Raw genomic sequence first — 25,951 nt, forward strand, 5'->3', positions numbered from 1 at the left:
CGGCCTTGAGCATGGTGTCAACATCGGCCTGGCGGCGCGCACCGATATGCCGATCGGCAAAGGTGCAGGGGGACGACTGGATGGTCATGAAGGAACTCCATAATTCAGGTGGCGTGCTGGGTACGCCACATTGACTCGGGTTCCTCCCCGCTCTGTATTGGACCTGAGAGTTTCCGCGCCTACCTGCTTTCACAGGGTGACACTTGCACCGTCGGTGAGCCCGTTGCCAGACTACTTTCCAGAGTTGCCTAACCGCGGCGGTACGTGGGCCTGAGAGATTCCCGGAGAGGATTTGCTCCTACGGCGCCTGCTGAACGTACCGGCAGGACTCTCCCGCCGCAGATCAAAAGCATGTGCCACTTTGTCAGTGACACGTCTCACAGGATAACCGGATTTCAGGCCGCTTGCAAGGCGGGGAGGATGGATGCCAGTGCCACCTGCATGGCTGTTTCGCCGGGGACGCTCACGCTGGCGTGGCGTTGCCAGAGGTGGAGGCCGGCAGTGGCGATGAGCCCAGAAGCGACAGGCGGCCGTCGAATGACGTTTGTGCCGGCAACAACCAACCGTAGCTGTGCGGTGTGTGGGTCACATGTGTCACGTCAGAGTTCGCACGGTCGTTTCGGGATCAGTCGGACCATCCGGGTGAGCCGCGCCTCCGGCTGAGGCGAGTACCGGGTAAACGGAGTCATGGCAGGTTCCGATAAGTCGAGTACTGGGTACTCGTACTTTCGGTCGGCGTCCGTTCGTAGACTCCGGATACCGGACGCTGCGATCCGCGCCCCGGTCCGAACAAAATCTGAAGGGGCATCGAGCTCACATGAGAACAACTTCACTTAGAGTGGCCGGCGCGTCGGCGGCGTTGGCTGGCCTTATGGCGGTGGCGGCTCCGGCAATGGCGTCCGTGATATTTGATCCGGCCACGGGGACGGGGTTTGTCGGCAAGGGTGATGTGCAGCTTGTCTTTTCCTGGAATAACAAAGTGCTCCAGGACAACGCATTTGCCGTGGACTTCCGCGTGAATTCTGTGAGCGAGACGACGTGGACCTGCACGAAGATCGTCATGCAGGGCAACGATGAAACACGGGAGACTGTTCAACAGCGCAGCACCACCAGCACCGCCCAAGGACTCGTCACCACGGTTGCGCGCGAGAACTCCAAGGGTAAGGACGGAGCCGTGACAGGCTTCTACCTCACTGGCTATGAAGGCGCGCCTGTCTTGGGCACGGACGGACCCGCGCCAGGTTCCTGCCCGGCTGACCCCAGCGGCTTCGTCTATGACGGAAACTCGGTGACGACCGAATCCGGCGGTGGCCTCCAGGTCACCCGCGACGGCACGAACTGGTTCAGCATCGGATAGGTTCCGGCAGTGCGACGGGCAGGGCAGAGGCGGGACCATCGCTGCTGCCCGCCCGTCGTCGCCCGTTCAGGAACCTTGGGCGGCAGCGCGGCGGGAGTTCCTCACGTCCCTTGATCAAGTCTTTCGGATTTAGCGTGCAATCTGCGTCATATTCCCGCACGTCGGGCGATTACTTAAATATGGACCTGACGTCCATCAGCATTTTTCAGGGTATTCACATTGGAGGAATTCATGTCGTTCTTTACCGCATTGGTGACAAGCAAAATCGCGGCCGGGATTCTGGCCGGAGGAACCCTCGCCGCCGGGGGCGCGGCCACCGCAGCCTACACCGGGACACTTCCCGCGCCGCTCCAGCAGGCCAGTCATGAGGTCATGGGCGCCCCAGCACCGGCGGCCGCTTCCACGGCCGCTGAGCATACGCCCGCCGCAGCCCGGCACGGGAAAGCATCGAAGGCCGCCGCTGCGCCGGCGCCGCGGCCGGACGCAACACCTGCGGGCCCGGACGCTACCGGTCCGGCAGCCTTCGGACTGTGCACGGCGTTCACCAACGGCGGCCTGGACCCGGCCTCAACCGCCTTTGAGTCCTTGGCGACGGCAGCGAATGGCAGCGCGGGTATCGCAGCGTACTGCAAATCCGTGCCAGCGCCCGGCCAGGCGGCTGACCGTCGGCAGGACAAACCGGATAACTCGGGCACATCCCTATCACCGGGCAAGGTAACGCCGCCGGCTCAGGCTGACAAGGGACTGTCCCACAAGCCTGCCACGGCAGGGAAACCCTAAGCCAGGCCGAACGGGGATGTCTGGGAGGCGGGGGATGGATTCGATCACTGACGACCTCGTGGCAGGGGGCCACGGGGACTGCGCATCGTTGTTCTCCACCGTATACCGGGCATTCTCACCGGCAGTCGCTGGCTATCTGCGGGCCGGCGGAGTGGACGACCCCGAGGGCGTCACCCACGATGTGTTCCTGGCCGTATACCCCAGATTGACGGCGGTCAGCGGCGGAGCGAAAGGCCTCCGGGTGCTGATCTTCTCCATCGCCCACGCCCGCCTCGTAGATCACCACCGCCGCCGCAGCAGAACACCCGTCCCGATGGAATACGATCCCGGCAGGGACGACCGTCTGAGCGCATCGGCCGAGGACACGGTCCTGGACGGCAACGCCGAAGCCAACGCCCTGGCGATGCTTGAGGGCCTCAGCGAGGATCATCGGGAAGTCCTCCGGCTGCGCATCATCGCTGAGTTGTCCGTGAACGACGTCGCCTCCATCATGCAGAAGTCGCCAGGGGCCATAACGCAGCTCCAGCACCGGGCCCTGGCCAGCCTACGGAAGCTGCTCAAGGTTGAGACAAGGGTGGCCTCATGATCACCAGGCACACACTTCGCGACGAACAGGTCGTCGATGAACTGCTCTTGGAAACCGGCAGCGAAGATGCCCCTGACCTGAGAGCTGCACTGCTGGACCTGCGCTGTTTCGTGGCCAGTCCCGCGGTGGTTCCTTCCGCTGAACTTGAAGCACTCATGGCCACCGGACCGGCCAGCCTGGACGCCCGCCGCCGGCGCAACCACCGCCGAACCGCATTCACTGCGGTGGCCATTGCAGCGTCCATGGGAATTGGCACTGCGGCCGTGGCCGCGGCCGATCCAGGATTCCGCGAACATGCACAACAGGCCTTCACCACCGTGATCGACGCGGTCACGCACGGCTACTCGGGAAAGCCAACACCCGCCTCCGGCCCCGGTGCCACGAAGACGCCCGCCCGCGTTCCCGATCTTCCAGCACCTGCGCAAGGTCTTCCAGCACCTGCGCAAGGCGACCCGGGGCGGTCCGGCACGAATCCCGCGTCATCGCCGGTGATCCCGCCAGCCAACGGAACGGCGAACGGGCCTGCACCCGCCGTCCCCCAGAGGCAAGGGAACCATCCCGCACCCGCATCTCCGTCCTTCAAGGCCCACCGATAGCCTGAACGTGGGCAGCAAGCTGCTGCCGGCGGCCAACCCGGTTCAGGACTGCGGGACCTCGTTCCTGAGGGAGCCGCCGCAGCGATCGAGACCAAGCAGGAGGTCGGTTCTTTGAAATCGTCCGCGGACATGGTGAAGGCGATCGAGCCGGCCGTCAGGTTCGATGAGCGGCCGCCCGCCGAGGGGCCGGACGTCGAGACGCCGTACGCCACAACATGTGGCTCAGCGCCGAGGAGTAGGCCGAGGCGTTCGACTCCCCTACCCCGGCACCCCGCACAACGAGGCCCGCGCCGAGGTCTGGGACGAGCTGCTCACCGGCCTCAAGGACAAGCACGACGGCGGCGACCTCCCGGAAGGCGTGCCGCGCCGGCGCCGTCACCTGGCGGCGCTGCTTGGCGGCGTCGGCGAGCAGCTGCCGGAACTGGGCTTTGGTGTTGAGGGTGAGTTTTTCGCCGTTGAGGAAGAACGTCGCGGTGCCGGTGACGCCGAGGGTCTCCCCGTCCGAAATCTCCGGCACCGCGCCTACAATAGGTGCATAGGTACGCACATATTGTTTAGATTAAGGAATTCTCATGATCGAAATCCTGGCCGTCCGCGCCTACCGGAAGCTCTTCTCAGCCCAGATTGTTGCGTTGTTGGGGACCGGCTTGCTAACGGTGGCCCTCGGACTGCTGGCGTTCGACCTTGCCGGAGCTCAGGCCGGGGCCGTGCTGGGGACAGCGTTGACCATAAAAATGCTGGCCTACGTCTTCGTCGCGCCAGTCATGGCGGCACTGGTGGAAAAACTGCCAAAAAAGGCCGTACTGGTGGGCGCGGATCTGATCCGTGGCGGAATCGCCCTTATGCTGCCCGCGGTGGATCAGGCCTGGCATATCTATGTGCTGGTCTTTGTGCTCCAGAGTGCTTCGGCGACGTTCACGCCCGCCTTCCAGTCCCTGATCCCGGTGGTGCTTCCCGACGAACGGCAGTACACCCGGGCCCTGTCGCTCTCCCGCCTTGCGTATGACCTGGAATCCCTGGTCAGCCCGGCCCTGGCCGCCGCACTCCTGTCCGTCATTACGTTCCATGAACTTTTCCTCGGCACCGTGGCAGGCTTTATGTTCTCGGCGGCACTGGTGGTGACCACGCAACTGCCCACAGCCACCGCCGTGAAGCAGGAAGGATCACTCTGGCACCGCACCACCCTCGGGGCACGGATCTTCGCGAAGACGCCGGAACTGCGCGGCCTCCTCGCATTGAATCTGGCCGTGGCAGCCGCTACAGCCCTGGTGCTGGTCAACACCGTGGTCTATGCCCGGGACCTTTTCGCAGGATCCAACGCCGACGTCGCCGTTGCCCTTGCCTGTTTCGGCGCAGGCTCGATGGCTGCAGCACTCAGCGCACCCAGGGCGCTGGACCGAATAGCCGACCGTTCACTGATGATGGCCGGAGCCGCGCTTCTTGCCCTTGGCCTCGCCGGCACGTTTGTCCTGCTGGCCACCGCCGGGCCGTGGCTCATACTGCTGGGGCTCTGGGTTGCCCTGGGGGCCGGGACCTCGATGATCAGCACCCCTTCGGCCCGGCTGCTGCGCCGCTCCGCAACGGAAAGCACACGGACCCATATCTTCACCGCCCAGTTCTCCCTCTCCCACGCGTGCTTCATCATCACCTACCCGGCGGCCGGCTGGATCGGCGCGTCCGCCGGCCAGCCCGCGGCCGCAGCAGTCCTGACCCTGGTGGCTATGATCGCTACAGTAGCGGCCCTGAAATTCTGGCCGACAGCCTCCAGGACCGGCGCAAAACCGGCCAGCAGGAAAGGGTGACCCCGTGAAAGAGGCCCAACGCATCAACGCACCGAGCCTTCACCACCCCCGGCTTCCCGATGCCCGCCGGCTCGATGCCGCGACGGCCACGTTCCGGATGCTCTCCGATCCCACCCGCCTGCACCTGCTCTGGCTCCTGACCCAGGACCCGGCCGACGTCACCACCCTGGTGGAACGAACCGGAGCCTCCCGAACCTCAGTCAGCCAGCACCTCGCCAAACTCCGCTTCAGCGGCCTCGTCAGCACACAAAGGGTCAGCCGCAGAGTGGTCTACAGCATCGCGGACGGCCACCTGGCCCGGCTTGTCCTGGAAGGCCTGAACCACGCCGACCACACCGTCACCGGGGAACCCGGCCACGGCTGACTGTCCTGGCGGCGAGGCGAGCGCCCTGGCAGCAACAGCAGACTTCTTCATTGCCCTCTCCCGGCCCAGCAAGGCACTGGGGCTGCAGCCTTACTGGGGCCAGAAGAGCAAAACGCGTGCTTAGCGCAGAACGCCGCAGGCCGCAGGGTCGGTGGCCTCGGCCGGGAGGTTCGGGTTAAGCTCGCTGGCACCTTCAGGATCGCTGAAGTTGTAGGTTCCGTTGCCGTCGTAATCCAGCCCGTGGATCACCAGGACACCCTCGCCATCGCGGATGGAGTCCGCGATCTGCTTCGCGGTGCCAAGCCCGCCGGCGCCCGGGTAGCCGGTACCGGCAACGTCCGTGAACTCGATATTGTCCCGGCTGTAGTCATAGCTGCCACCATGCGAGACCGGGAACCGGGAAACGTCCAGGAAGCTGGCGGGGGTCGTATCGCCGGTGGTGTTCAGCGACACCACAACGGGGCCGTAGGCCGGAACACCCTCCAGGGTATTAATGCGTCCGTCACCGTTGCTGTCTTGCGCCAGTGTGGGGCACTCGTTCAGGGCCTGGTTGCCGTAGTGGATGTGCTGGGCGTGCGGGGCGTCGGGGGTCAAGCCAGTAGCGTGAACCTCGATGTGCTGGATTTTCTGGTTGCGGACAACCGCGGTGGCGGTGCCCGAAGCGCCTGAGCCGTTGAGCTGCTTGAGGGTGGCCGTCAGCGTCACGGTTTTCTCCGCCGCCTTTGCGTTCTGGGCCATGACTGGCCCGGCGCCCAGCGACACAGCAGCCAGCATTGCCACACCAGCACCACCCAATACCAATTTTGTATTCCGTTTCACGATTTACTCCTTGGTCAACGATCGCAGGGGGAGTCCCGACGGTCATGTGTGATTCGTCACACCGTGCGTTACGGATGGGTCACTGCTTCAAGCCACTGCGCACACCCCGCCCGCACATGTTAAGTTGAGAGCCACGACGGGCCGTTCCGGTCCGGCGCACCGGCTGGAAAAGAGAAGTTCCGTGGAATCCCCCGCATCTGCCCCCGCACCCGTGAGGATCCTCACGGTCTGCACCGGCAACATCTGCCGCTCCCCAGTGGCCGAACGCCTGCTGCAGGCCGGGCTGGACCAGGTGATGCCGGGCGGCTTCGAGGTCACCAGCGCCGGAACCCGGGCCATGGTGGGCGACCCCATGCAGCCGCTGTCCGGAGACATCGTGCGCACCTTTGGCGGAAACCCGGACGGTTTCGTCTCGCGGCAACTGACCAGCAAAATATTGCGCGGCGTGGACCTGGTGCTGACCATGACCTCGGGCCATCGCGGTGAAGTGCTCCAACTGGACGCGTCCCTGCTCAAGCGCACCTTCACCATCCGCGAGTTCGCCCGCATGCTCGACGTCCTGGACGAGCGTGCGGACAGTGCCGCAATCGTTCCGGTAACGGCCGACGGCGGCAATCCCCTCAGCGCCAACACCGCCTTCTGGCGGGGGCTGCCCGCGCGGGCCGCGTCCGTCCGGCACCTGTCACTGCCGGCGGATTCCTCGGAGAACGACATCATTGACCCCTACCGGCGCAGCCCGGAGATATACCGCCAGATGGAGGACGAACTGGCCCCCGCCATCGTTTCCGTCCTGCGACATGCCCGACTAAACGTTCCCGCCTGAGCAAGCGCGCTTTCCACCGAACCCGGCGCGCCGCCGTCGTACGTCACAGCACGGAAACGACACGCTCCGCGTTATAGCCGTAAGCGGGCACCAGGGCGGACACTAAGTCATGGTAAGCACCCCAAGCGGTTCTGATCCGATTGACCCAGCCCCGTCCGGCCCCGAAGCTGCCGCGCCTGCCGCGCTGAAACGGCGGCGCGTGATCGCGGCGGTGCTGTCGCTTGTACTGGTGGCCGTCGTCGTCGTGTCCGCCCTGGTATTCACCCGGCCAGCCGCGGATGTTGCGGCCCCGGCGCCCATCATCGCTGACTCCGCCACCCCCACCCCCACTCCGTCGGAGACGCCGCCGCCGGCACCGGCCCTTCCCCCGCCGCCCGAACCCATCGCGGAACTCCCTGCGGCGCCCATGAACATCCTGGTGATCGGCAGCGACAGCCGCGCCAACGCCCGGGAGCAGGCGGCCATCACCCAAGCCACCGGCGAATCCCAGGACCACCGCGCCGACACCCTGATGCTGGTCCACGTCCCGGCCGACCGCCGCAGTGTGCACGTCGTCTCCCTCATGCGGGACCTCTACGTCAACATCCCCGAGTATGGCTTCGCCAAGATCAACGAAAGCCTGCAGGCGGGCGGCATACCGCTGGCCACCCGGACGGTGGAGTCCCTGATGGGGACCCACATCGACCACACCGTCATGCTGGATTTCAACGGGTTCAAGACGCTCACGGACGGGCTGGGCGGAATCGACGTGAACGTCACAGTGCCGTTCCAGTCCACGCACGAAACGCAGCACGTCTTCACGGCGGGGGTGAACCACTTGGACGGCCAGGCGGCACTGGAATTCGTCCGCGAGCGCTACGCCTTCGTTGACGGCGACTTCCAGCGGGTCCGGAACCAGCAGACGTTCCTCCGCGCCATCCTCGCCCGGCTGACCAGCGACGGCGCCCTGCACGATGTGACCGCAGTACGGGCCCTGGTGAGTTTCGCCGCCGGCTACCTCACCGTGGACCAGGGCTTTGATCCTGTGGGCGTGGCGATCCTTGCCTACGGAATGCGCGGCATCGACCCCAATGCCGTTGTTTCGCTCACGCTGCCGACAGCCGGGGTGGGCACGGCACCAGGAGGGGCGTCGGTGGTGTTCCCGGACTACGGCGGGATCGCCCAGGTGGCGGCGGCCATGCGCGAAGGCCGGCTGCCCGAGTACGCCGGCGGATAGAACGCCGGGCAACACGATCCGGGTACTAGCGGGCACCCATGAAGCGGCCCCCTGCTGTGCCAGGGGCCGCTTCATTGGTGACTTAACTCCGGGTGGGGTCCGGCCGCAGCGGTGCCGGCCCCGGATCCGGGACGGGCAGCGGGCCTGGAGGTTCCGGCGTCGGGATGGGGCTGGGCCCGTCGGGTCCCGGGTGGCCGGGATGGGTGGGGCCCGGGTTAAAGGGGTCCGGGCCTGGTTCCGGCGGGAACGGCTCTGGTTCGTGCACTGGCGGGATGGTCATGGAACTTCCCCTCTCACTCATGGCGCGTGCGCCTTTGCGTGATCAGGATACTCCCGCCCGCCATCAACGCTCTCTCACATCCTGCAGAAATTTCCCGAACGCTCTCTCACTCCGGCTGTGAGTGCGTTCTAGTCCGACCTAGTTCTAGGCCGGACGGCGCAGCCGGACCGGGCGGGAAACCGGCGCCTTGGCTGCTTGGCCGGCTTCCTGCATCCGCGGGACGGCAAAGGTCACCACCAGGCGGGCGTTCGCGTCGTCCGTGGACCTGATGGTCAAGCTTCTGGTGCCGGGCGGCACGGACGGGGTGAATACCTGCAAGTTCCGTGAGCCCACACTGGCCGAATCCCTCAATGTGTAGAGCGTGCCCCAATGGTCTTCGATGGCAATTTCCGGGATGGCCATCCCGGCAGCGGATTCCACGTGGATGTTGACCACCAGGCACGTGCTCCAGACTTCGACGGAGAGCACCGTGAACTCAGCGCCCCGTGTCAGGTGCAAGCCGTACGTGGGCGGCAGGAGCACCTTCCGGAGGATGCCTTTCGGAATGAGGTTTCGCATCATCGCCCCCAAAATTTACTAAGAGTGCTTACAGTTAGACGCGATAATGACGCCCTGTCAAGGTCCCGCTCCGCGTTCTGTGGCAACCCACAAGAGCTCAAGTTAACCCGCGCCACGCCGGGTGTTCATCCGGTGGAAACGGGCTGTGTATTCGCCCCCGGCAGGGTGGGCCTATGACTGATATCTCACGCCGCACCATCGTCAAAGGTTCCGTCCTCGCAGCAGCGCTGGCGGCCGCGCCCGCCGCCGCCAACGCCAGCAGCTTCCGGGCCGGCCGGTCCGGGATCCCCCTCGTCCGGAACCGCCTCACCCTGCCCAGCGGCATCGCCACCGGCGACGTCACCTCGGATTCCGCCGTGCTCTGGTCCCGATCCTCCGCCGCTGGCCGGATGACCGCCACCTTCCGCGCCGTGGACGACGGCGGCACTGTACTGAGCGGGCGGGGTGCCTTCGAACGCACCCTCCGCGGTCCCAGAGCCACCCAGGCGTCGGACTTCACGGCCAAAATCCGCGCCAACCACCTCCCCGCCAACACCCGCTTCGCGCTGGAGATCAGTTTCGAGGACGACGGCGGCGCGGCCGGCGAGACCGTCAAGGGAACCTTCCGCACGGCCCCCGACGCCGGGACCTTCAACGGGGAGGGACGCACCGGCGGTGACCTCCCGCCGTCGGACGCCCAAAGCTTTGTCTGGACCGGCGACACCGCCGGCCAGGGCTGGGGCATCAACGAGGAGATCGGCGGCATGCGCGGCTACCGGGCCATGCATAACACCCGGCCCGACTTCTTCATCCACTCCGGCGACACCGTCTACGCCGACGGCCCCATTGCCGAGACCGTGGTGGAGAAGGACGGGCAGGTGTGGCGCAACCTGGTCACGGAGGAGATCTCCAAGGTGGCCGAAACGCTCACCGAGTTCCGCGGCCGGCACCGCTACAACTCCCTGGACGCCAACATGCGCGCCATGTTCGCCGACGTTCCGGTGATCGCCCAGTGGGACGACCACGAGACCCACAACAACTGGTACCCGGGCCAGATCATCGACGACCCCCGCTACACCGTCCGCGACGTCAACACCCTCGCAGCGCGTGGCCGGCAGGCGTGGCAGGAGAACATGCCCATCGCTGACAGTTCCGCGCTGTGGCGCCCCGGAACGTTCGACGACGGCGGGCACTACCAGCCGGCCCGCATCTACCGGAAGATCCCCCGCGGTCCGCAGCTGGACGTGTTCTGCCTGGACATGCGCACCTTCAAGTCACCCAACACCGACGGCAAGGAAGCCCACGCCACCTCCATCCTTGGCCAGGAGCAGGTGGACTGGCTGATCCGCGAGGTTTCCAAGTCCAAGGCGACCTGGAAGGTGATCGCCGCGGACCTGCCGCTGGGCATCATCGTCCCGGACGGTGCCGTGAACCAGGAAAGCCTGGCCAACCGCGACCCCGGTGCGCCGCTGGGCCGCGAGCTCGAAATCGCCGAGGTGCTGAGCGCGTTCAAACGGAACCGGGTGAAGAACGTTGTGTGGCTGACGGCCGACGTGCACTACTGCGCCGCCCACCACTACTCCCCCGAGCGCGCGGCCTTCACGGACTTCGATCCGTTCTGGGAATTCGTGGCCGGGCCCATCGCCGCCGGATCCTTCGGGCCCAACCCGATGGACGGGACGTTCGGACCCGAGGTGGTATTCGCCAAGGCCGGACGCTTCCCTGGCGAATCACCGCGCGACGGCGAGAACCAGTTCTTCGGCCACGTCCAGCTGGGCGAGGACTCGTTCACGGTCAGCCTGCGGAACGCCAACGGCGCCACGGTCTTCTCGCAGGTGCTGACGCCGGAGCGGTGAGGAGGGCCGCCGTCGGGCGTTGAGATGGCCCCCGGCTCAACGCCGGGGGCCACCGTATCGGGAGGGTCACCCGCAGACTGCCGATGCGCTATCTGGCGCTGTGGCGTGCCCAAACGGCTATTCGCCCTCAAGAGGCAGATGAAAAAGAAACGCGTCCGGATCCTCCCGGTAATGCCGTTCTAGCACCGGGCGGGGGACGTTTCAAGGGGTTCCGACGGGTAACTTTGGCTGCCTGCCCAGCCCGCCCCGTTGATCTATCACTTAGAGTCGCTTTGCCCCGGGTTTAGGGACCATAAGTGATAGATCAACGGGGGCAGGAGGGGCCGCGCTACCCCGGTAGCGAACGGCCGCGCCGTTGTCCGCGCGGCTCTATATATTGAAAGGCATGACCCAGACTCCGCTGCAGGATTCCGCCAGTTCCTCCGCCGCTACCGCCCCCGCACCGCCCGTCGCCAAGAAGGTCCCGCACGAGCGGACGCACCACGGGGACACTTTCGTGGACAACTACGAGTGGCTGCGCGAGAAGGAATCCGCCGAGGTGGTGGAGCACCTGAAGGCCGAGAACGCCTACCAGGAGGCGGTCACCGCGCACCAGGAGCCGCTGCGCGAGGCCATCTTCCAGGAAATCAAGGGCCGCACCCAGGAAACAGACCTGTCAGTCCCGAACCGCAAGGACGGCTGGTGGTACTTCAGCCGCTCGGTTGAGGGCAAGGAGTACGGCATCCAGTGCCGCGTCCGCGCCCAGGACTCCGGCAACCCCGTGGCCGACTGGACTCCCCCCGCGGTGCAGGCCGGCGTCGAGATCCCCGGCGAGGAAGTGCTGCTGGACGGCAACATCGAAGCCGAAGGCGAGCCGTTCTTTTCGGTGGGCGGCTCGGCTGTCACGGTGGACGGGAACCTTTACGCCTACGCCGTGGACAATGCCGGCGACGAACGTTTCACCCTTCACGTCAAGGACCTCCGCACGGGCGAACTCCTGCCGGACGTCGTCGAGAACATCTTTTACGGCGTCAGCTTCTCCCCCGACGGCACCCGCATTTTCTACACCGTGGTGGACGATTCGTGGCGCCCGTACCAGGTCAAGTCCCACGTCCTGGGCACCCCCGTCGCCGACGATGAGGTGATTTACCAGGAGGACGACGTCGCCATGTGGCTGGGCTTTGAGCTCTCCTCTGACAGGCGTCACCTCGTGCTGGGCATCGGCTGCTCCGAGTACAGCGAGACCCGCCTGCTGCGTTTTGATGACCCGACGTCGGCCCTCACCACGGTGATTTCGCGGGACGAGCGCGTCCTCTATGAGGCCGAACCGTTCCTGCTCACCGGTCCTGACGGCGAAAAATCAGAGCGCATCCTGCTCACCCACAACCGCGGTGCCATCAACTCCATGGTCTCCCTGGCGGACCCGGCCGAGCTCGCCAAGCCGCTGGCCGAGCAGCACTGGATCACCGTCGTCGAGCATTCCGACGACGTCCGCGTCAACGGTGCCGGCGTCACCTCCACGCACCTGATTGTGTCCGTCCGCAAGGACACCATCGAACGCGTCCAGGTGATGGGACTGGCCGGCCTCGGTACGCCCGCTCAGGAAGCTCCGGTGGAACCGGCGTTCGATGAGGAGCTGTACACGGCCGGAGTGGGCGGTTCGGACTACGAGGCACCGGTCATCCGGCTGGGCTACACGTCCTACTTCACGCCGTCGCGCGTCTACGACTTTGTGCTGCCCACCCCGGCTTTGCCGCTTGGTGAGCTGCTGCTCCGCAAGGAAAGCCCGGTGCTGGGCGGCTACTCCGCCGGCGACTACGTGGCCACCCGCGAATGGGCCGACGCCGCGGACGGCACGCGGATCCCCCTGTCTGTGCTGCGGCACAAGAGCGTCAAACAGGATTCGACGGCGGCTGGCCTGGTTTACGGGTACGGCTCCTACGAACTGAGCATGGACCCCGGTTTCGGCATCGCCAGGCTGTCGCTGTTGGACCGTGGTGTGGTGTTTGTGATCGCGCATATCCGCGGCGGCGGCGAGCTGGGCCGGCACTGGTATGAGGACGGCAAGAAGCTCACCAAGAAGAACACGTTCACCGACTTTGTGGACGCCACCGACTGGCTGGCCACCTCCGGGTGGGTTGATCCGTCCCGGATTGCGGCTCTGGGCGGTTCTGCGGGCGGGCTGCTGATGGGTGCCGTGGCCAACCTGGCGCCAGAAAAGTATGCCGCGGTGGTGGCGCAGGTGCCGTTTGTGGATGCCCTCACCACCATCCTGGACCCGGAGCTTCCGCTGTCCGCCCTAGAGTGGGAGGAATGGGGCAACCCCATCACGGACCCGGACGTGTACGCCTACATGAAGTCGTACTCGCCGTACGAGAATGTGCATTCAGTCGCGTACCCCAAGGTGGCCGCGGTGACCTCGTTCAACGACACGCGCGTCCTCTACGTGGAGCCGGCCAAGTGGGTCCAGGAGCTGCGGAACAAGACCACCGGCACGGAGCCTGTGGTGATGAAGATCGAGATGGACGGCGGCCACGGCGGCGCGTCCGGGCGCTATGTCCAATGGCGCGAGCGGGCGTGGGACTACGCGTTCCTCGCCGACTCCCTCGGCGCCAAGGACCTGCTGCCCGGGGCTGGCCTCAAGTAGCCCATCGGACCCCTGGATCTCGCTCCCCACCCGCTCCCTCACCGGGCCGAATCCGGTGGTTGAGCTTGTCGAAACCCGGATCTCGCGGCTCAGCTGTCATCCCTGCCGTATTCGGGGTGCTCGGCCAGAAGTTCGGCCAGAGTCTCGAGGTTGGCATGGACGGTGCGGGACTGGGCTTTTTCCACAAACCGGTCGGCGAGTTTGCCGAATACCCCGCCCAGTCCCGACGCGGCGTCGATCCGGTAGTTGAGGCGGGTCCCGTCACCTTCAGGAGCGAAGGCGGTGGATACCGTGAAGTCCATCTTTCCTTCCACCGACTTGGAAACGAAGCGGCTTGGTGGCTCGAATTCCGTCACTTCCGTGGTCCAGTCGAATTTCCGTCCCACAATCTTGCTGGTTCCTTTGGCCCGCGTGCCCAGCCCAACGGGCCCGGTCCCGATTTGTTCCGCGTGCACCACGGACGAGTCCCAGACCGGAATATTTTCGCTGTTCGACACGAAGTTGAACACTTCCTGTGGCGGGCGGGCAATGTAAACAGTTTCTTCCACGACAGGCATCGGATTCTCCTTGGACACGCCTGTTGCCAGCGCGGCGTGGCCGGCAGCTAAGCACAACGACAGTTTCGTCCTGGCGCACCAGACAGTCAATGGCGTCCGGAAACCTCCGATGGGCTCAGCTCCGCGCAGTCTATTCTTCGGCGAGGATCGCGTAGACCAACTCTGTTGCCCACTGGTTTTTGTAGTGCCATTTGTCCACAAACCTGGCTTCCAACCGCATTCCCAGCCGTTCGCATAAGGCGGCGGACGCGGAGTTCAGAGCATCGAGCCGCGCCTCGATCCGGCGCATTCCCAGCTCCTCGAACCCCAGCTTCAGCACGGCATCCGCTGCTTCGATAGCCATGTCGAGATCCGGGTTTCGACAGGCTCAACCACCAACGACGGCGGCAGTCGCCTCTGCGATGGCACGCTCCTCGTCGGTGGACACCACCAAAACGGGGATGACGGACGAAGCAGTGGAAATCACCCGCGGTTCCCTGGACCGCTGACTGTTCAGGCCGGCGTCGAGCTCTATGCCCAGTGCGTGCAGCCTGTCAGTCACGAGGGCGCGGAACTGGTGCGAGTTTTCGCCGATCCCCGCCGTGAACACGAGCGCCTTGGCACCGCCGACGGCCACGTGGTAGCCGCCGACGTACTTTGCGAGCCGGTAGGACGTGACTGCGAGCGCCATTGAGGCCTTGGCGTCACCGGCCTCTGATGCCTCCACGACCGAGCGCATGTCGTTGTTCCCGGCGAGCCCCTTCAACCCCGATTCACGGTTGAGCATGGTGTCGATGTCCTCCGGCGTCCACCCGATCCGGCCGAGGAATACCAGGATGGAGGGATCGAGGTCGCCTGAGCGGGTGCCCATCACCAGGCCCTCCAACGGAGTGAAGCCCATGGACGTGTCCACCGAATGACCGCGACTGATGGCCGTGACGGAGGCGCCGTTCCCCAAGTGGGCGATCACGCCGTCGAACTCTTCCATGGGAAGATCCAGCAGCGCGGCTGCGCGCTGCGTGACGTACTCGTGCGAGGTGCCGTGGAAGCCATAGCGGCGGATGCCGTGGTTCGTGTAGAGCTCGTCCGGGACGGCGTAGCGCCAGGCGTGCTCGGGCAGGGTGCGGTGGAAAGCGGTGTCGAACACGGCCACCTGCGGCAGGTCCGGCCACTTCTTGCCGATGGCGCGGATGCCCAGGACGCTGGCGGGATTGTGCAGCGGCGCGAGGGGGCTGAGTCGCTCGATGGCGCGGGTGATCTCGTTGTCGATCAGCACCGGCTCGGCGAACCGCTCGCCGCCGTGCACCACGCGGTGGCCCACCGCCGTCAGTTTGATGTCCCCGAGCTCGGCATGGATCGCGGCATCAACCTGCTCCGCCGCCTCCGCGTGGTCCCGGGGGCCCTCGATTTCGCCGTCGCCATCACCGCCGTTGCCCATGCCGATCTTCTCGATCAGCCCTTCGGTCAGCACAACGCCGGCGGCCACGTCACGGACCTGGTACTTGAGCGAGGACGAACCGGAGTTGATGACGAGTACAAGCATGGGGCCTCCTGAAGCCTTGGTACCGCGGGCACAGCTGACGAGGTGGTGCTGGAGCCTGGCGCAATGCTCCCCGGAATCCACTCTATAAGTTGCCCCTTGGATACGTCGGTTGCAAATGATAATGATTCTCATTAGAGTGATCGGCATGCATATCACTGTGATCAGCAGCCTGGACGCCCTGTGCCGCCAGCAAGCCTGCCAAGACGCAGCTGCGGCCAATCCAGGTGCCGTGGTGGTCCTGCACGACCTGCTGGAGAACGGCGTGGTCATCCGCAGGATCTCCAGCCAGTCCGGGCTTGTGGAGCGCGCCGAGACGCAGCTGGAACACGGCTGCCTGAGCTGCACCGTGCGGCTGGACCTCGTGCCCACCATCGAGCGGCTGCTCGAACGCGCGGAGACGCAGGCCATCATCGGGCTCCCGCCGGCGGTGTCTGCGGAGGCCGCGATCGGGGCGCTGCGGCGAGGCCTTTCCCGCCCGGTGACGATTGATTCCGCTGTCCTTGCCTGCGCCCCTGACACACTGGAGGACCACATTTGGGACCATCACACCCTGTTTGAATCCGGGTTCACGCCGGTCCCGGAGGACCAGCGCACTGCGGGCGAATTCCTCATCGGCGAATTGTCGTTCAATGACACGGTCCTCCTGGCGGAGGTGGACCTGTTTCCGGCCGACCCCGCCCTGCGGGTTCGCGGCGTGCAACTGGCCCGGGAACTTGCCCCTCACGCCGACGTGGCGGAAAACGCCGGCCTCATCCGCCCTGGCCGCCACGACTACCATGACGCCCTGGGCCGGACGGTCCCCGGTTCGGTGCGGATCCCGGCGTCGTCCTCAACGTCACCGTTCACTACTGTCACCCACCGGGCCCAACGTCCGCTGCACCCTGAGCGGTTCCGGCACGCCCTGGCGTCCCTCGCGGAGGGCTGCTGCTGGTTGCGGGGACGCCTGTGGATCGCCGCCGCACCGCAGTGCCGGATCGCCATCCAGGGCATCGGCCCGCGTGTCTGGCTCGAAAATACCGGACCGTGGCTGGCCGACCAGGACGCCGGTGCGGCGCCAGATCCCCTCAACCATGTGGACGCCCACCTGGACTGGCATCCGGAACACGGAGACCGCGGAAGCGTGCTGGCCGCGACCGGAGAGGGCCTGGACCCGGTGGAAATTGCGCAGCTGCTCTCCGCCTGCGAGCTCACCGACGCGGAAATGGAGGCCGGGTTCGCCGGGCTCACCGATCCTTTCCAGCTCGACCCCGCCCCGAACTGAACGACCCGGCTGCACGCTGCCCAACCGGCCAAAGCGGCACCCACCAACCGCCACCAACAACAAGGAGCAAGCCCATGAAAGTCAGAAATTCCCTCCGCGCCCCGAAGAAGGTTCCCGGCGCCCAGATTGTCCGACGCCGGGGCCGGACCTTTGTCATCAACAAAAAGAACCCGCGGATGAAGGCCCGTCAGGGCTGAGGCTGCGGACCGGCTCACCCCGCGCTTGCCGCCGCGCAAGCCACCCGGTTGCGCAAGCCGCGGCAGGCGCTTAGAGTCGGCGGACACGTTGCACTACGCAGAAGGGACTTCCATGCCGAACGACACCACTCAGCCCGACAACACCGAACCCGACACCGCGGAATCTGACACGGCAGGCACCAAGGACCCCACCGGCGTCGAGGGTGCCAACCCGGCCCTGGACGACACCGGAAGCCCCAAAGCCGGCGAGGTGGGTGACGCTCCGGAGCAGCCCGAGGATCCGCAAAACCTGGACCTCACGCCCGAGGGCCTCTCCGATGAGCCGGCCAGGGAAGAGGACCCGGACAGCGTGGCCAAGCCGGACAACAGCTAACAAGCGCGGCTCCGGCACTGGTGGTTGCGCCTGTCGAAACCGGATCGATCCGGTTTCGACAGGCTCTGCCACCGGTATTAGACCGCTGCCGGGGACGGCCCCTGCGCCTGGATGGCCGTGATGGCCACTGTGTTCACGATGTCCTCCACGGTGCAGCCGCGCGAGAGGTCGTTGCCGTAGACCAGCACCCGGTCCGGCATGAGCATCAGGAACACCGAGGACACGATCTTCACGCCGTCGCGCGTTTTGACGAACTCCAGCGCGGGGCGGATGGTGTGCGCAGCGGGCATCGATGTCGGCGCATTTTCCGTCGGCCAGGAGGGCCCGCGCCCACCGGTTTGAAGAACCCGATCCGGTCCGCGTGCCGGTGGAGTGTGTCCGCGAGGCCCAGAGCCACGAGCGATTTGCCCGATCCCGGGGTGGTCGCGCTGACGTAGATGCCTTTGGCTATGGTTCGCCATTTGCTGTGCGTGGTGCCGGTTCCTCCATCCTTGCACCTTCCGGGGCCGTCACAGGGCACCTGAGAGCGCCGCGCCCTTGACATCGGACCTGCATCTGGGATTACCTAATGAACATTCGGTAAATAAAGCTGGAGGCAATGACGCATGGCTGAAGCAGCACTCTCCGGGGTCACCCACCCCATCCTGGAAAACGACTATGCCTCCGAATGGATGGGCATTGAAGTCCTCGCCGTCAGCGACGGGCACGCCACCATCCGCATGACCCTCCGGCAGGAAATGCTCAACGGCTTCGGCATGGCGCACGGAGGAATGATCTTCGCCTTCGCCGATTCCGCCTTCGCCCTGGCCTGCAATCCGGTTAACCCGACGCCGGGAGAGATCAACAACATCACCGTTGCCGCCGGCGTGGACATCAACTTCCTGAAGCCCGCCTACCGCGGCCAGGTGATCACCGCCGTCGCGGACCGCCGGTCCAGCTCGGGCCGCAGCGGCCTGTACGACATCCAGATTTTCGCGGCCGACGGCGGTGCCCAGCCCGATTCGCCACCCAGTTCCGGCACGCCCGGGGAACTCATTGCCGAGTTCCGCGGACGCAGCCGCACCATCCCCAAAAAGTAGGAAAACCATGACCCTCCACGCCCCCGAAACTCCCGCACCGCAGCCGACCTCCCCGCGTACAGATCCCGTCCTGGACCGCGAGGAAACCATCTCCCGCGATGAGCTCGAGGCCCTCCAGCTCACCCGCCTGCAGCACACGGTGGCTTACGCCTACAGCCGGGTGCCGCTGTACAAGCGCAAGTACGACGACGCCGGCATTCACCCTACGGACCTGCGCGAACTGAGCGACCTCGGCAACTTCCCGTTCACCACGAAAGAAGACCTGCGCGCTGAGTACCCGTTCGGCATGTTCGCTGTCCCCCAGAGCGAAGTAGCCCGCGTGCACGCGAGCTCGGGCACCACGGGCCGGCCCACCGTCGTCGGCTACACCAAACAGGACCTGGCCGACTGGGCCAAACTCGTGGCCCGCTGCCTCCGGGCGTCCGGCGTCCGGCCCGGCATGAAGGTCCACAACGCCTACGGCTACGGCCTGTTCACCGGCGGACTGGGCGCGCACGCCGGCGCGGAAGCGCTGGGCTGCACCGTGATCCCGATGTCCGGCGGGCAGACCGAACGCCAGATCCAGCTCATCCAGGACTTCGCGCCGGACGCCATCCTGGCCACGCCCACCTACCTGCTCACCATCGCCGACGCCATGGCACACAAGGGCATCGACCCGACGTCCACCTCCCTCAAGTACGCGGTCCTGGGCGCCGAGCCGTGGACGCAGGAGATGCGGCACGAACTCGAAGTGACCATGAACATCAAGGCGTGCGACATCTACGGCCTGTCCGAGGTGATGGGCCCGGGCGTCGCCGGGGAAGCAGTGGAAACCCAGGACGGCAGCCACATCTGGGAGGACCATTTCCGCCCCGAAATCATTGACGCGTTCAATCCCGTAGTGGGCAAGGAAAACGTGCTGCGCGATGGCGAACACGGCGAACTGGTATTCACCTCGCTCACCAAGGAAGCCCTGCCGATCATCCGCTACCGCACCAAGGACCTCACCCGCCTCCTGCCCGGCACGGCCCGCCCCGCGCACCGCCGGATGGGCCGCATCACCGGCCGCAGCGACGACATGATCATTCTGCGCGGCGTGAACCTCTTCCCGTCCCAGATCGAGGAGATCGCGCTGCGCATCCCCGAACTCAGCCCGCACTTCCAGCTCGAACTCACCCGCCCGGAAGGCCAGCGGATGGACCAGCTGACCGTCAGGATCGAACGCCGGGACACTGTCACCCCCGAGCAGAGCACGACGGCGGCACGCGCCCTGCAGGAACAGATCAAAATCCATGTGGGTTCTTCGTGCGCCGTTGACGTGGTGGAGCCGGGTTCACTGGAGCGGTCAAACGGCAAGCTGCGGCGGATCTACGACCTGCGGCCCAAGGCATAGGGCCCGCCACCTTCCCGCGCGAGCGGACACTTGGGGCCCCGGCCTGCGGGTCCGCTGCGCCGCTGCCGGGATTACCGAACGTTCATGGGAAAATAGCCGGTATGCCCACTACAGCAGCCCCCAACAAGCGCGGCCGTCCCGGTTACGACCAGCAGTCGGTGCTGCTCATCGCCGTCGACGTCTTCAACCGGCACGGCTATGACGCCACGTCCATGGGAATCCTCGCCGAGAACCTGGGCATCTCGAAATCGGCCATCTACCACCACGTGCCGTCCAAGGGCGACCTCCTGAGGCTCGCCCTCGACCACGCGCTGGGCGGCCTGGAATCAATCCTCGAACAGACCGGGGCCCAAAGCGGTGCGGCGGACGCACGGCTGGAATTTGTCCTGCGTCAGACCGTGGCCGTCCTGGTGGAGCGGCTGCCGTTTGTCACGCTGCTCCTGCGGTTGCGGGGCAATACTGACATTGAGCGCGACGCCCTGGAACGGCGTCGTGCGTTTGATCACGAGGTGGCCGCCCTCATTTCCGCAGCCCGCGACGAAGGATCGCTGCGCCAGGACATCGATCCGCGTACCGTCACGCGCCTGCTGTTCGGGACCATCAACTCAATCGTCGAATGGTACAAACCGGGCGGCTCCCTCACACCGGAGAAACTGGCCGACGACGTCATCACCATCGCGTTCGACGGGCTCCACGCGCAGCACTAGGGTTTCGACAAGCTCAACCACCGGGCGGTCAGAGCTGGTATTCGGCCTGCATACCCAACGTCTCGTGAACGCAGAGGATGTTGTGTTCCGTGTCCATGAACCAGGCGCATTTCTCGGAGTCCGTGGTGCAGATGTGGTTCTCGGTCCTAAGGTTGGGCAGGTCGTAGTCCTGGAACCGGACGCCCTTGGCCTCCATGTCCTGCACGATCCGCTCAATGTTTCGCACCTCGAAACTGAGGGCGGTGTGCTCGGAGTGCTTCCCGTCCGAGACCGGCAACAACTGCAGCATCGGGCCGCCGTCGCTACCGAGTAATTCGCTTCCATTGTCCGTCATTCCGCGGTGCGGGAGGCCCAGTTTTTCGGTGTAGAAACTGCGGGCGCGCGCTGCGTCATCGACGGGCAGGATGGTTGTGGCTGTGTTCATGGCTAGGTTCATTTCGCCACCTCCTACGGTGGAAATTTTACGCCGCGGCAACCCGGAAAGATCCAAACGGGGGCTACTTTTCGACCAGCGTGAGGACGTCGTAGGTGGCTACAATCTCGTCGTTCTGGTTGGTCAGGAGCGCGTCCCAGGCCACCTCGCCGTATTCGTACGTTTCGCGCGGCGTGATCTTCTTTGCCGTCAGGGTGACCCGGATGGAATCCCCGGCAGCCACGGGTGTGATGAAGCGGAGGTTCTCCAGGCCGTAGTTGGCCAGGACCGGGCCCGGCGCCGGTTCCACGAACAGTCCGGCGGCCCAGCTCAGCAGCAGGTATCCGTGCGCCACGATGCCCGGGAAGAACGGGTTGGCTTCGGCCGCTTCCTGGTTGGTGTGGGCATAGAAGGTATCGCCGGTGGAGTCGGCGAACGCTGAGATGTCCGCCAAGGCCACTTCCCGCAGCCCGGACCGGACGGCGTCGCCGATCCGCAACGAAGCCAGCGACTTCCGGAACGGGTGCGTCCCCTCGGTCTCCGCAGTGAAGTTCCGGTCCGCCCCGGTGTGCCAGAGGCCGGTGACGGCGGTGAGCATGTTGGGCGAGCCCTGGATAGCGGTGCGCTGCATGTGGTGCATGACCGATCGGATGCCGCCCAGTTCCTCGCCGCCGCCGGCCCTGCCGGGACCGCCGTGGACCAGATGCGGGACAGGGGACCCGTGGCCCGTGGAACTGCGGGCGTCCTCACGGTTGAGCATCAACACACGGCCATGGTGGGCAGCGATCCCGGTGACCAGTTCGCGTGCTACGGCCGGATCGTTGGTGCACACCGATGCCACGAGGGAGCCGCCGCCCCGGGCGGCGAGCCGGACGGCGTCGGGCAGGTCCGTGTATCCGATCACGGAGGCTACCGGGCCGAACGCCTCCAGCGAGTGGATCGCGTCGGTCTCTGCGTCAGCCCAGCTCAGCACCACCGGCGACATAAAGGCGCCGGCATCCACTACACCCGTGGTACCGCTGGCAGAAGTGACCGCCGGCGAATCGAGCGTTCCGTACGCAAGCTCACCGCCGGCGTCGAGCATTGACTGCACCGCGGCGCGGACGTCGGCGAGCTGCTCAAGCGACGCCAACGCGCCCATGGTGACGCCGTCGGCGCGGGGATCCCCCAGCACCACACGCTCGTCCACCCGTTTTCCAATGGCGGCGATCACCGCCGGCACCAGCTCCTGCGGGACGATGGCGCGGCGGATGGACGTGCACTTCTGGCCCGCCTTGACCGTCATTTCGGTGACCACGGACTTAATGAAGGCATCGAATTCCGGTGTGCCCTCCACCGCGTCGGGGCCCAGGATGGCGGCGTTGAGGGAGTCTGTTTCGGACGTGAACCGGACGCCGCCCTGCACCACGTTGGGATGCGATTTCAGGGACAGCGCGGTGGACGCGGAGCCGGTGAAGGCCACCAGGTCGCGGTAGTCCAGCACGTCGAGGAGGCCGCGGACGGAGCCGGAAATGAGCTGCAGCGAGCCCTTGGGCAGGATGTTGGATTCGATGATCGCCTTCACCACGGCCGCCGCCACGTACCCGGTGGGGGTGGCTGGCTTGACGATGGTGGGGACCCCGGCGAGGAAGGCCGGCGCGAGTTTCTCCAGCATGCCCCAGACCGGGAAGTTGAACGCGTTGATCTGCACCGCAACACCGGGAATGCGCATGTAGATGTGCTCGGCCACGAACGAACCGTCCTTGGACAACACCTCCATGGGGCCGTCCACCACCACCTGCGAATTAGGCAGCTCGCGCCGGCCCTTGGAGCCAAACGTGAAGAGGACGCCGATGCCGCCGTCGATATCGATCATCGAGTCGATCTTGGTGGCCCCGGTCTGGGCCGAAAACGTGTAGAAATGCTCGCGCCGGGCATTCAGGTACTGCGCCAGCTCCTTGAGCTTGAGCGCGCGCTGGTGGAAGGTCAGCTTGCCCAGTTCAGCCTGTCCCGTGGTGCGGCCGTAATCCACGACGGCGGCAAGGTCCAGGCCCTCGGTGCTCACCTTGGCCAGAACTTCCCCGGTGCTCGCATCCCGTACGGGGACAGCGGAGGCTGCCGAACCGGCGTCGGGAGCCCACCAGGAATCCTGGACAAAACTGGGAACGGTCTGGACTGTGTCGACTGTGGCTTCGGCAGTGGTGGTCATCGTTGACGGGTCCTTCCAACACGGGGACAAACGGGGCCAAGGCTTTACTGACCGTCCGTTCGGTAATATGTCTACAGTACATGACTGTGCTGCACTGCACACTGAAAGTTCAGCCTCGACAAAGGAGACCCATGAGCGCCCTATCCCCCGACGCCGCTGCGCCGGACGCCACCGCCCATGGTGCTGCCCCGTGGAAGATCGTCCTCGGCGAACTCGACGAGAAGATGGGTGTGAAGATCCTGGAGGAATCGGTCCAGCGCGTGGTGGCCACGATGCCGGTGGAGGGCAACAGGCAGTCGTTCGGGTTGCTCCACGGCGGCGCGTCCTTGGCGGCAGGCGAGGCCGTGGGCTCCTGGGCGGCCGTGATCCACGCCAGCACACTGGGGAAAACTGCCGTGGGCGTGGACGTCTCAGCGACGCATCACCGCTCGGCGCGCGAGGGGCAGATCACCATCACCGCGACGCCCATCCACCTCGGCGGCACCCTGACCACGCACGAGGTCCTGATCACCAACGACGCCGGCCAGCGCCTCTGCACGCTGCGCATCACCAACCTGCTGATGGACAAGAAGTAGCCCTCCTACTCTCCGGTTGCTCTATCACTTAGCGTCGCTATTCGACGCTGATGACGACGCTAAGTGATAGATCAACTTCGGGTGGGGCGCTACCGCTTCCGCCGCTTCGCCAACACAAGGAACACACCGCCGACGGCAAGCGCACCGGCCGCGAGCCCGGCGAACAGGACCAGCCCGGACGCCCCGGTGTTGGCCAGGCTAGCCGCCCGGCTGTCACCCAGCGGACGTACGACGGCGGCGCTGTTGCCTGACGTCGCTGGCTCACCGGTCGCGGCTGGTACCTGAGCCGGAGGTGCGGATTGTGGGGCCTGCGGGGAGCGCTGGCTGACCAGGGTGAAGTCGAAGGCCACGGCTCCGGAGGTGCTGAATCCATTGACAGTTTCGGCCGTAAAACGCAGTGGGCCGGCCACAACAGGGGCAGTAAACGACCACGCACCGTCGGCATCCACGGGCACTTCAACAGGCGCCCGTCCACTGACGGTGATCCTGATCTTCGTACCGGCCGCGACCGCCGATGCCGGAGCCGCGGCCACCACTCCTGTGACGGTCTGGCCGGCGTCGAACGTTGCCCCCGGCGCGGGCGACGTCACCGTTGGCTTGTTGAGGAAGAGTTCAAGCTGGTAGCCGGGGAGCACGGCCATCGCGTCGTCCAGCGTGGAGGCGATGGCGAAGTTCTTGACGAAGTGGCCATTCTCATCGGGGGTATCCCCGGCCGAGTGTGTGCCCACTGCGTAGTTCCCGCTGACCCAGGGCCCGCCGGAATCTCCGCCGCTGGATTGGACGTCAAAGGACAGGAAACCGTTGAACGCCCGCAGGTCTGCGGGGGCCGAGGTGATGCCCCGGACCACGTAGATCCCCACCTCGTCGATGGTTCCGCAGGACCATGCTGACGTGCGGCCGGAGCGGCAGACCGGCTGGCCCACAACCGGGGCAGCCGTTCCGATGATCTTGACGTCCGGGCCCGGCTCTGACGGATCGCCCCACGTACTGGCGGCGGGCAGTGGGTTCAGGTCCGCGCGGAGTTCCTCAATGACGGCGATATCAGTTCCGACGTTGCCGGGGTTGGTCAGGTTCAGCGGACGCAGGACGGTGGAGTTACCGGGTCCGCCGAACTGGCTGAAACCAAACTTTCCGAGCAGCCCGGCAGGCACCCCTTGGAATTGGAGTGTGGCCGTCTCCGCGGCGCCGTCAGCGCTGCAGTGGCCGGCCGTGAGGACTGCGGGCAGGCCAGCGGGGTCAAAGGCCGAGAAACCTGTGGAACAGACAATGCCGTTGTCAGCGGCGTAACCCAATCCTCCGGGGACGTCTGCCTCGGGCGCGAGCGGCGCCCCGGCGTCGAGCTCCACGTTGGCGTAGCGGGCCACGAACTCGGCGGCCGAGATCTTGCCGTCCGCGATGGGGCTGGTGCGGTTGGGGCCGGTGATACCCGGATTTCCGGCGGCCACATCAGGAACCGTGGCCTCGGACCCGTTGATGCCGCCCGTACGGACTACGAACCTTCTGCCGGTGAACGCCACGGCCTGCAACCCCACCGCACCCACGTCGCGGAGGTACGCCTGGTACAGGTCCTGGGTGCTCCGGGCCAGTTCGGTACCGGCCGCGGGAGAAGCAGCGTTCGACGGCGGCGCGGCGGACGGTGCGTCAAGGGCGACGGCCGGGATAATCGCGCTGAGCCTGGCCACCTCAGCCTCCAGCTCGGCTCCGGAGCCGGCAACCAGAATGCTGCCCTCGCGGATCCGTGTTCCGAGGTAGCCGGGGATGTCCCGGAGGGCCACCGCAACATCCGCGGCCTGCTTGCCCAGCTGGCCCGCAGCCGCGAACTCCTCGGGGGTCAGGCCAAGATCGCGGAGGGCAGCTTCACGAAGGCCGGCGTCGCTGGGCTTCGCGTCGCTCGGCTGCACGTCACTCGACCGAACGTCGCTGACCCCGGAACCACCCGCCGTCGGGCTTTCCGAAACCGCGGGCGGCTCCACGGCCGGCTGCTCAGCAGCCCAGGCCGGAACGGCCCCGAGCCCCACGGAAAGTGCCACACCGGCAGCCGCTGCTGCCGCAAATACGCGTTTCAA

26 protein-coding genes, 1 pseudogene and 1 riboswitch are annotated in these 25,951 nt (G+C 65.9%); of the genes and pseudogenes, 17 read left to right on the forward strand and 10 right to left on the reverse strand.

Features of this window, described 5'->3' with window-relative positions:
• Window positions 1–248: 248 nt before the first annotated feature.
• Window positions 249–346: riboswitch (glycine riboswitch) on the reverse strand.
• Window positions 347–817: 471 nt separating this feature from the next.
• From QK290_RS07485 to QK290_RS07500, 4 genes are all read left to right on the forward strand, one after another.
• Window positions 818–1,357, forward strand: a complete 540-nt coding sequence (locus tag QK290_RS07485) for a hypothetical protein (RefSeq protein ID WP_282330060.1) — start codon at window positions 818–820, stop codon at window positions 1,355–1,357.
• A 231-nt stretch (window positions 1,358–1,588) separates the two neighbouring features.
• A complete protein-coding gene (locus QK290_RS07490) occupies window positions 1,589–2,137 on the forward strand; it encodes a protein tyrosine phosphatase (RefSeq protein WP_282330061.1) in 549 nt (182 codons plus the stop codon).
• 34 nt (window positions 2,138–2,171) lie between these two features.
• Window positions 2,172–2,723, forward strand: a complete 552-nt coding sequence (locus QK290_RS07495; protein ID WP_282330063.1) for a sigma-70 family RNA polymerase sigma factor — start codon at window positions 2,172–2,174, stop codon at window positions 2,721–2,723.
• Window positions 2,720–3,319 carry a hypothetical protein gene (locus QK290_RS07500; RefSeq protein WP_282330064.1) on the forward strand — a complete coding sequence of 200 codons (600 nt, stop codon included), beginning with the start codon at window positions 2,720–2,722 and terminating at the stop codon, window positions 3,317–3,319. Before QK290_RS07495 ends, QK290_RS07500 begins: the two co-directional genes overlap by 4 nt.
• Window positions 3,320–3,710: 391 nt before the next feature.
• Here the strand turns inward: QK290_RS07500 and QK290_RS07505 are convergent.
• Window positions 3,711–3,830 (reverse strand): annotated as a pseudogene (locus QK290_RS07505) (disulfide bond formation protein DsbA); the annotation flags it as partial.
• 61 nt (window positions 3,831–3,891) lie between these two features.
• On the opposite strand from QK290_RS07505, the gene QK290_RS07510 reads away from it, so the two are divergent.
• Both QK290_RS07510 and QK290_RS07515 read left to right on the forward strand, forming a co-directional pair.
• Window positions 3,892–5,121, forward strand: coding sequence for an MFS transporter (locus tag QK290_RS07510; protein WP_282330065.1), 1,230 nt, complete (start codon window positions 3,892–3,894; stop codon window positions 5,119–5,121).
• 4 nt (window positions 5,122–5,125) lie between these two features.
• A complete protein-coding gene (locus QK290_RS07515; protein ID WP_282330066.1) occupies window positions 5,126–5,485 on the forward strand; it encodes a metalloregulator ArsR/SmtB family transcription factor in 360 nt (119 codons plus the stop codon).
• Between the two features lie 120 nt (window positions 5,486–5,605).
• Here QK290_RS07515 and QK290_RS07520 read toward each other — a convergent pair whose 3' ends face one another.
• Window positions 5,606–6,304, reverse strand: a complete 699-nt coding sequence (locus tag QK290_RS07520) for a hypothetical protein (RefSeq protein ID WP_282330067.1) — start codon at window positions 6,302–6,304, stop codon at window positions 5,606–5,608.
• A gap of 181 nt (window positions 6,305–6,485) precedes the next feature.
• Between QK290_RS07520 and QK290_RS07525 the strand changes: the two genes are divergently transcribed.
• Together QK290_RS07525 and QK290_RS07530 are read left to right on the forward strand one after the other, a co-directional pair.
• Entirely contained in the window at window positions 6,486–7,127 is a 642-nt protein-coding gene (locus tag QK290_RS07525; RefSeq protein ID WP_282330068.1) for a low molecular weight phosphatase family protein, read from the forward strand.
• Window positions 7,128–7,236: 109 nt separating this feature from the next.
• A complete protein-coding gene (locus tag QK290_RS07530) occupies window positions 7,237–8,343 on the forward strand; it encodes an LCP family protein (protein ID WP_282330069.1) in 1,107 nt (368 codons plus the stop codon).
• A gap of 424 nt (window positions 8,344–8,767) precedes the next feature.
• Here QK290_RS07530 and QK290_RS07535 read toward each other — a convergent pair whose 3' ends face one another.
• Complete coding sequence (locus QK290_RS07535; RefSeq protein ID WP_282330070.1) at window positions 8,768–9,181, reverse strand: hypothetical protein; 414 nt, start codon at window positions 9,179–9,181, stop codon at window positions 8,768–8,770.
• 173 nt (window positions 9,182–9,354) lie between these two features.
• Here QK290_RS07535 and QK290_RS07540 point away from each other — a divergent pair, with 173 nt between their 5' ends.
• Together QK290_RS07540 and QK290_RS07545 are read left to right on the forward strand one after the other, a co-directional pair.
• Window positions 9,355–11,016 (forward strand): alkaline phosphatase D family protein, encoded by a 1,662-nt coding sequence (locus QK290_RS07540; protein WP_282330071.1) that lies wholly within the window; start codon window positions 9,355–9,357, stop codon window positions 11,014–11,016.
• Between the two features lie 385 nt (window positions 11,017–11,401).
• Window positions 11,402–13,642 (forward strand): S9 family peptidase, encoded by a 2,241-nt coding sequence (locus QK290_RS07545; RefSeq protein ID WP_282330072.1) that lies wholly within the window; start codon window positions 11,402–11,404, stop codon window positions 13,640–13,642.
• Between the two features lie 89 nt (window positions 13,643–13,731).
• Here the strand turns inward: QK290_RS07545 and QK290_RS07550 are convergent, their stop codons facing one another.
• The 3 genes from QK290_RS07550 to QK290_RS07560 all read right to left on the reverse strand — a co-directional run bounded on the left by QK290_RS07550 (window position 13,732) and on the right by QK290_RS07560 (window position 15,721).
• Window positions 13,732–14,199, reverse strand: coding sequence for an SRPBCC family protein (locus tag QK290_RS07550; protein ID WP_282330073.1), 468 nt, complete (start codon window positions 14,197–14,199; stop codon window positions 13,732–13,734).
• Window positions 14,200–14,329: 130 nt separating this feature from the next.
• On the reverse strand, window positions 14,330–14,542 hold the full coding sequence (locus tag QK290_RS07555; protein ID WP_348994447.1) for a GNAT family protein: 213 nt from the start codon (window positions 14,540–14,542) through the stop codon (window positions 14,330–14,332).
• A 24-nt stretch (window positions 14,543–14,566) separates the two neighbouring features.
• Window positions 14,567–15,721 (reverse strand): acetate kinase, encoded by a 1,155-nt coding sequence (locus tag QK290_RS07560; protein ID WP_282330074.1) that lies wholly within the window; start codon window positions 15,719–15,721, stop codon window positions 14,567–14,569.
• Window positions 15,722–15,866: 145 nt separating this feature from the next.
• Here QK290_RS07560 and QK290_RS07565 point away from each other — a divergent pair, with 145 nt between their 5' ends.
• The 3 genes from QK290_RS07565 to QK290_RS07575 all read left to right on the forward strand — a co-directional run bounded on the left by QK290_RS07565 (window position 15,867) and on the right by QK290_RS07575 (window position 17,552).
• The gene (locus QK290_RS07565; RefSeq protein ID WP_282330075.1) at window positions 15,867–16,982 is read left to right on the forward strand and encodes a GTP-binding protein; all 1,116 of its coding nucleotides are present in this window, start codon (window positions 15,867–15,869) and stop codon (window positions 16,980–16,982) included.
• Window positions 16,983–17,056: 74 nt separating this feature from the next.
• Window positions 17,057–17,179 (forward strand): type B 50S ribosomal protein L36, encoded by a 123-nt coding sequence (ykgO, locus tag QK290_RS07570; protein ID WP_282330076.1) that lies wholly within the window; start codon window positions 17,057–17,059, stop codon window positions 17,177–17,179.
• Window positions 17,180–17,291: 112 nt separating this feature from the next.
• Window positions 17,292–17,552, forward strand: coding sequence for a hypothetical protein (locus QK290_RS07575; protein WP_282330077.1), 261 nt, complete (start codon window positions 17,292–17,294; stop codon window positions 17,550–17,552).
• A 77-nt stretch (window positions 17,553–17,629) separates the two neighbouring features.
• On the opposite strand, the gene QK290_RS07580 is transcribed toward QK290_RS07575, so the two are convergent.
• Window positions 17,630–17,842: a phosphate acyltransferase gene (locus QK290_RS07580; protein WP_282330240.1), complete on the reverse strand. Its 213-nt coding sequence runs from the start codon at window positions 17,840–17,842 to the stop codon at window positions 17,630–17,632.
• A 315-nt stretch (window positions 17,843–18,157) separates the two neighbouring features.
• Between QK290_RS07580 and QK290_RS07590 the strand changes: the two genes are divergently transcribed.
• The 3 genes from QK290_RS07590 (at window position 18,158) to QK290_RS07600 (ending at window position 20,710) form a co-directional block, all read left to right on the forward strand.
• On the forward strand, window positions 18,158–18,631 hold the full coding sequence (locus QK290_RS07590; protein WP_282330080.1) for a hotdog fold thioesterase: 474 nt from the start codon (window positions 18,158–18,160) through the stop codon (window positions 18,629–18,631).
• Window positions 18,632–18,638: 7 nt separating this feature from the next.
• The gene (locus QK290_RS07595) at window positions 18,639–20,003 is read left to right on the forward strand and encodes an AMP-binding protein (RefSeq protein ID WP_282330083.1); all 1,365 of its coding nucleotides are present in this window, start codon (window positions 18,639–18,641) and stop codon (window positions 20,001–20,003) included.
• Window positions 20,004–20,104: 101 nt separating this feature from the next.
• Window positions 20,105–20,710: a TetR/AcrR family transcriptional regulator gene (locus tag QK290_RS07600; RefSeq protein ID WP_282330084.1), complete on the forward strand. Its 606-nt coding sequence runs from the start codon at window positions 20,105–20,107 to the stop codon at window positions 20,708–20,710.
• 28 nt (window positions 20,711–20,738) lie between these two features.
• On the opposite strand, the gene QK290_RS07605 is transcribed toward QK290_RS07600, so the two are convergent.
• Both QK290_RS07605 and paaZ read right to left on the reverse strand, forming a co-directional pair.
• The gene (locus QK290_RS07605; protein WP_282330085.1) at window positions 20,739–21,134 is read right to left on the reverse strand and encodes a VOC family protein; all 396 of its coding nucleotides are present in this window, start codon (window positions 21,132–21,134) and stop codon (window positions 20,739–20,741) included.
• Between the two features lie 73 nt (window positions 21,135–21,207).
• Window positions 21,208–23,310 (reverse strand): phenylacetic acid degradation bifunctional protein PaaZ, encoded by a 2,103-nt coding sequence (paaZ, locus tag QK290_RS07610; RefSeq protein ID WP_282330086.1) that lies wholly within the window; start codon window positions 23,308–23,310, stop codon window positions 21,208–21,210.
• A gap of 131 nt (window positions 23,311–23,441) precedes the next feature.
• On the opposite strand from paaZ, the gene QK290_RS07615 reads away from it, so the two are divergent.
• A complete protein-coding gene (locus tag QK290_RS07615; RefSeq protein ID WP_282330087.1) occupies window positions 23,442–23,885 on the forward strand; it encodes a PaaI family thioesterase in 444 nt (147 codons plus the stop codon).
• An 89-nt stretch (window positions 23,886–23,974) separates the two neighbouring features.
• On the opposite strand, the gene QK290_RS07620 is transcribed toward QK290_RS07615, so the two are convergent.
• Window positions 23,975–25,951 (reverse strand): S1 family peptidase, encoded by a 1,977-nt coding sequence (locus QK290_RS07620; protein ID WP_348994448.1) that lies wholly within the window; start codon window positions 25,949–25,951, stop codon window positions 23,975–23,977.

This window comes from Pseudarthrobacter sp. AL07 (genome assembly GCF_029960665.1).
Classification (GTDB): Bacteria; Actinomycetota; Actinomycetes; order Actinomycetales; family Micrococcaceae; genus Arthrobacter.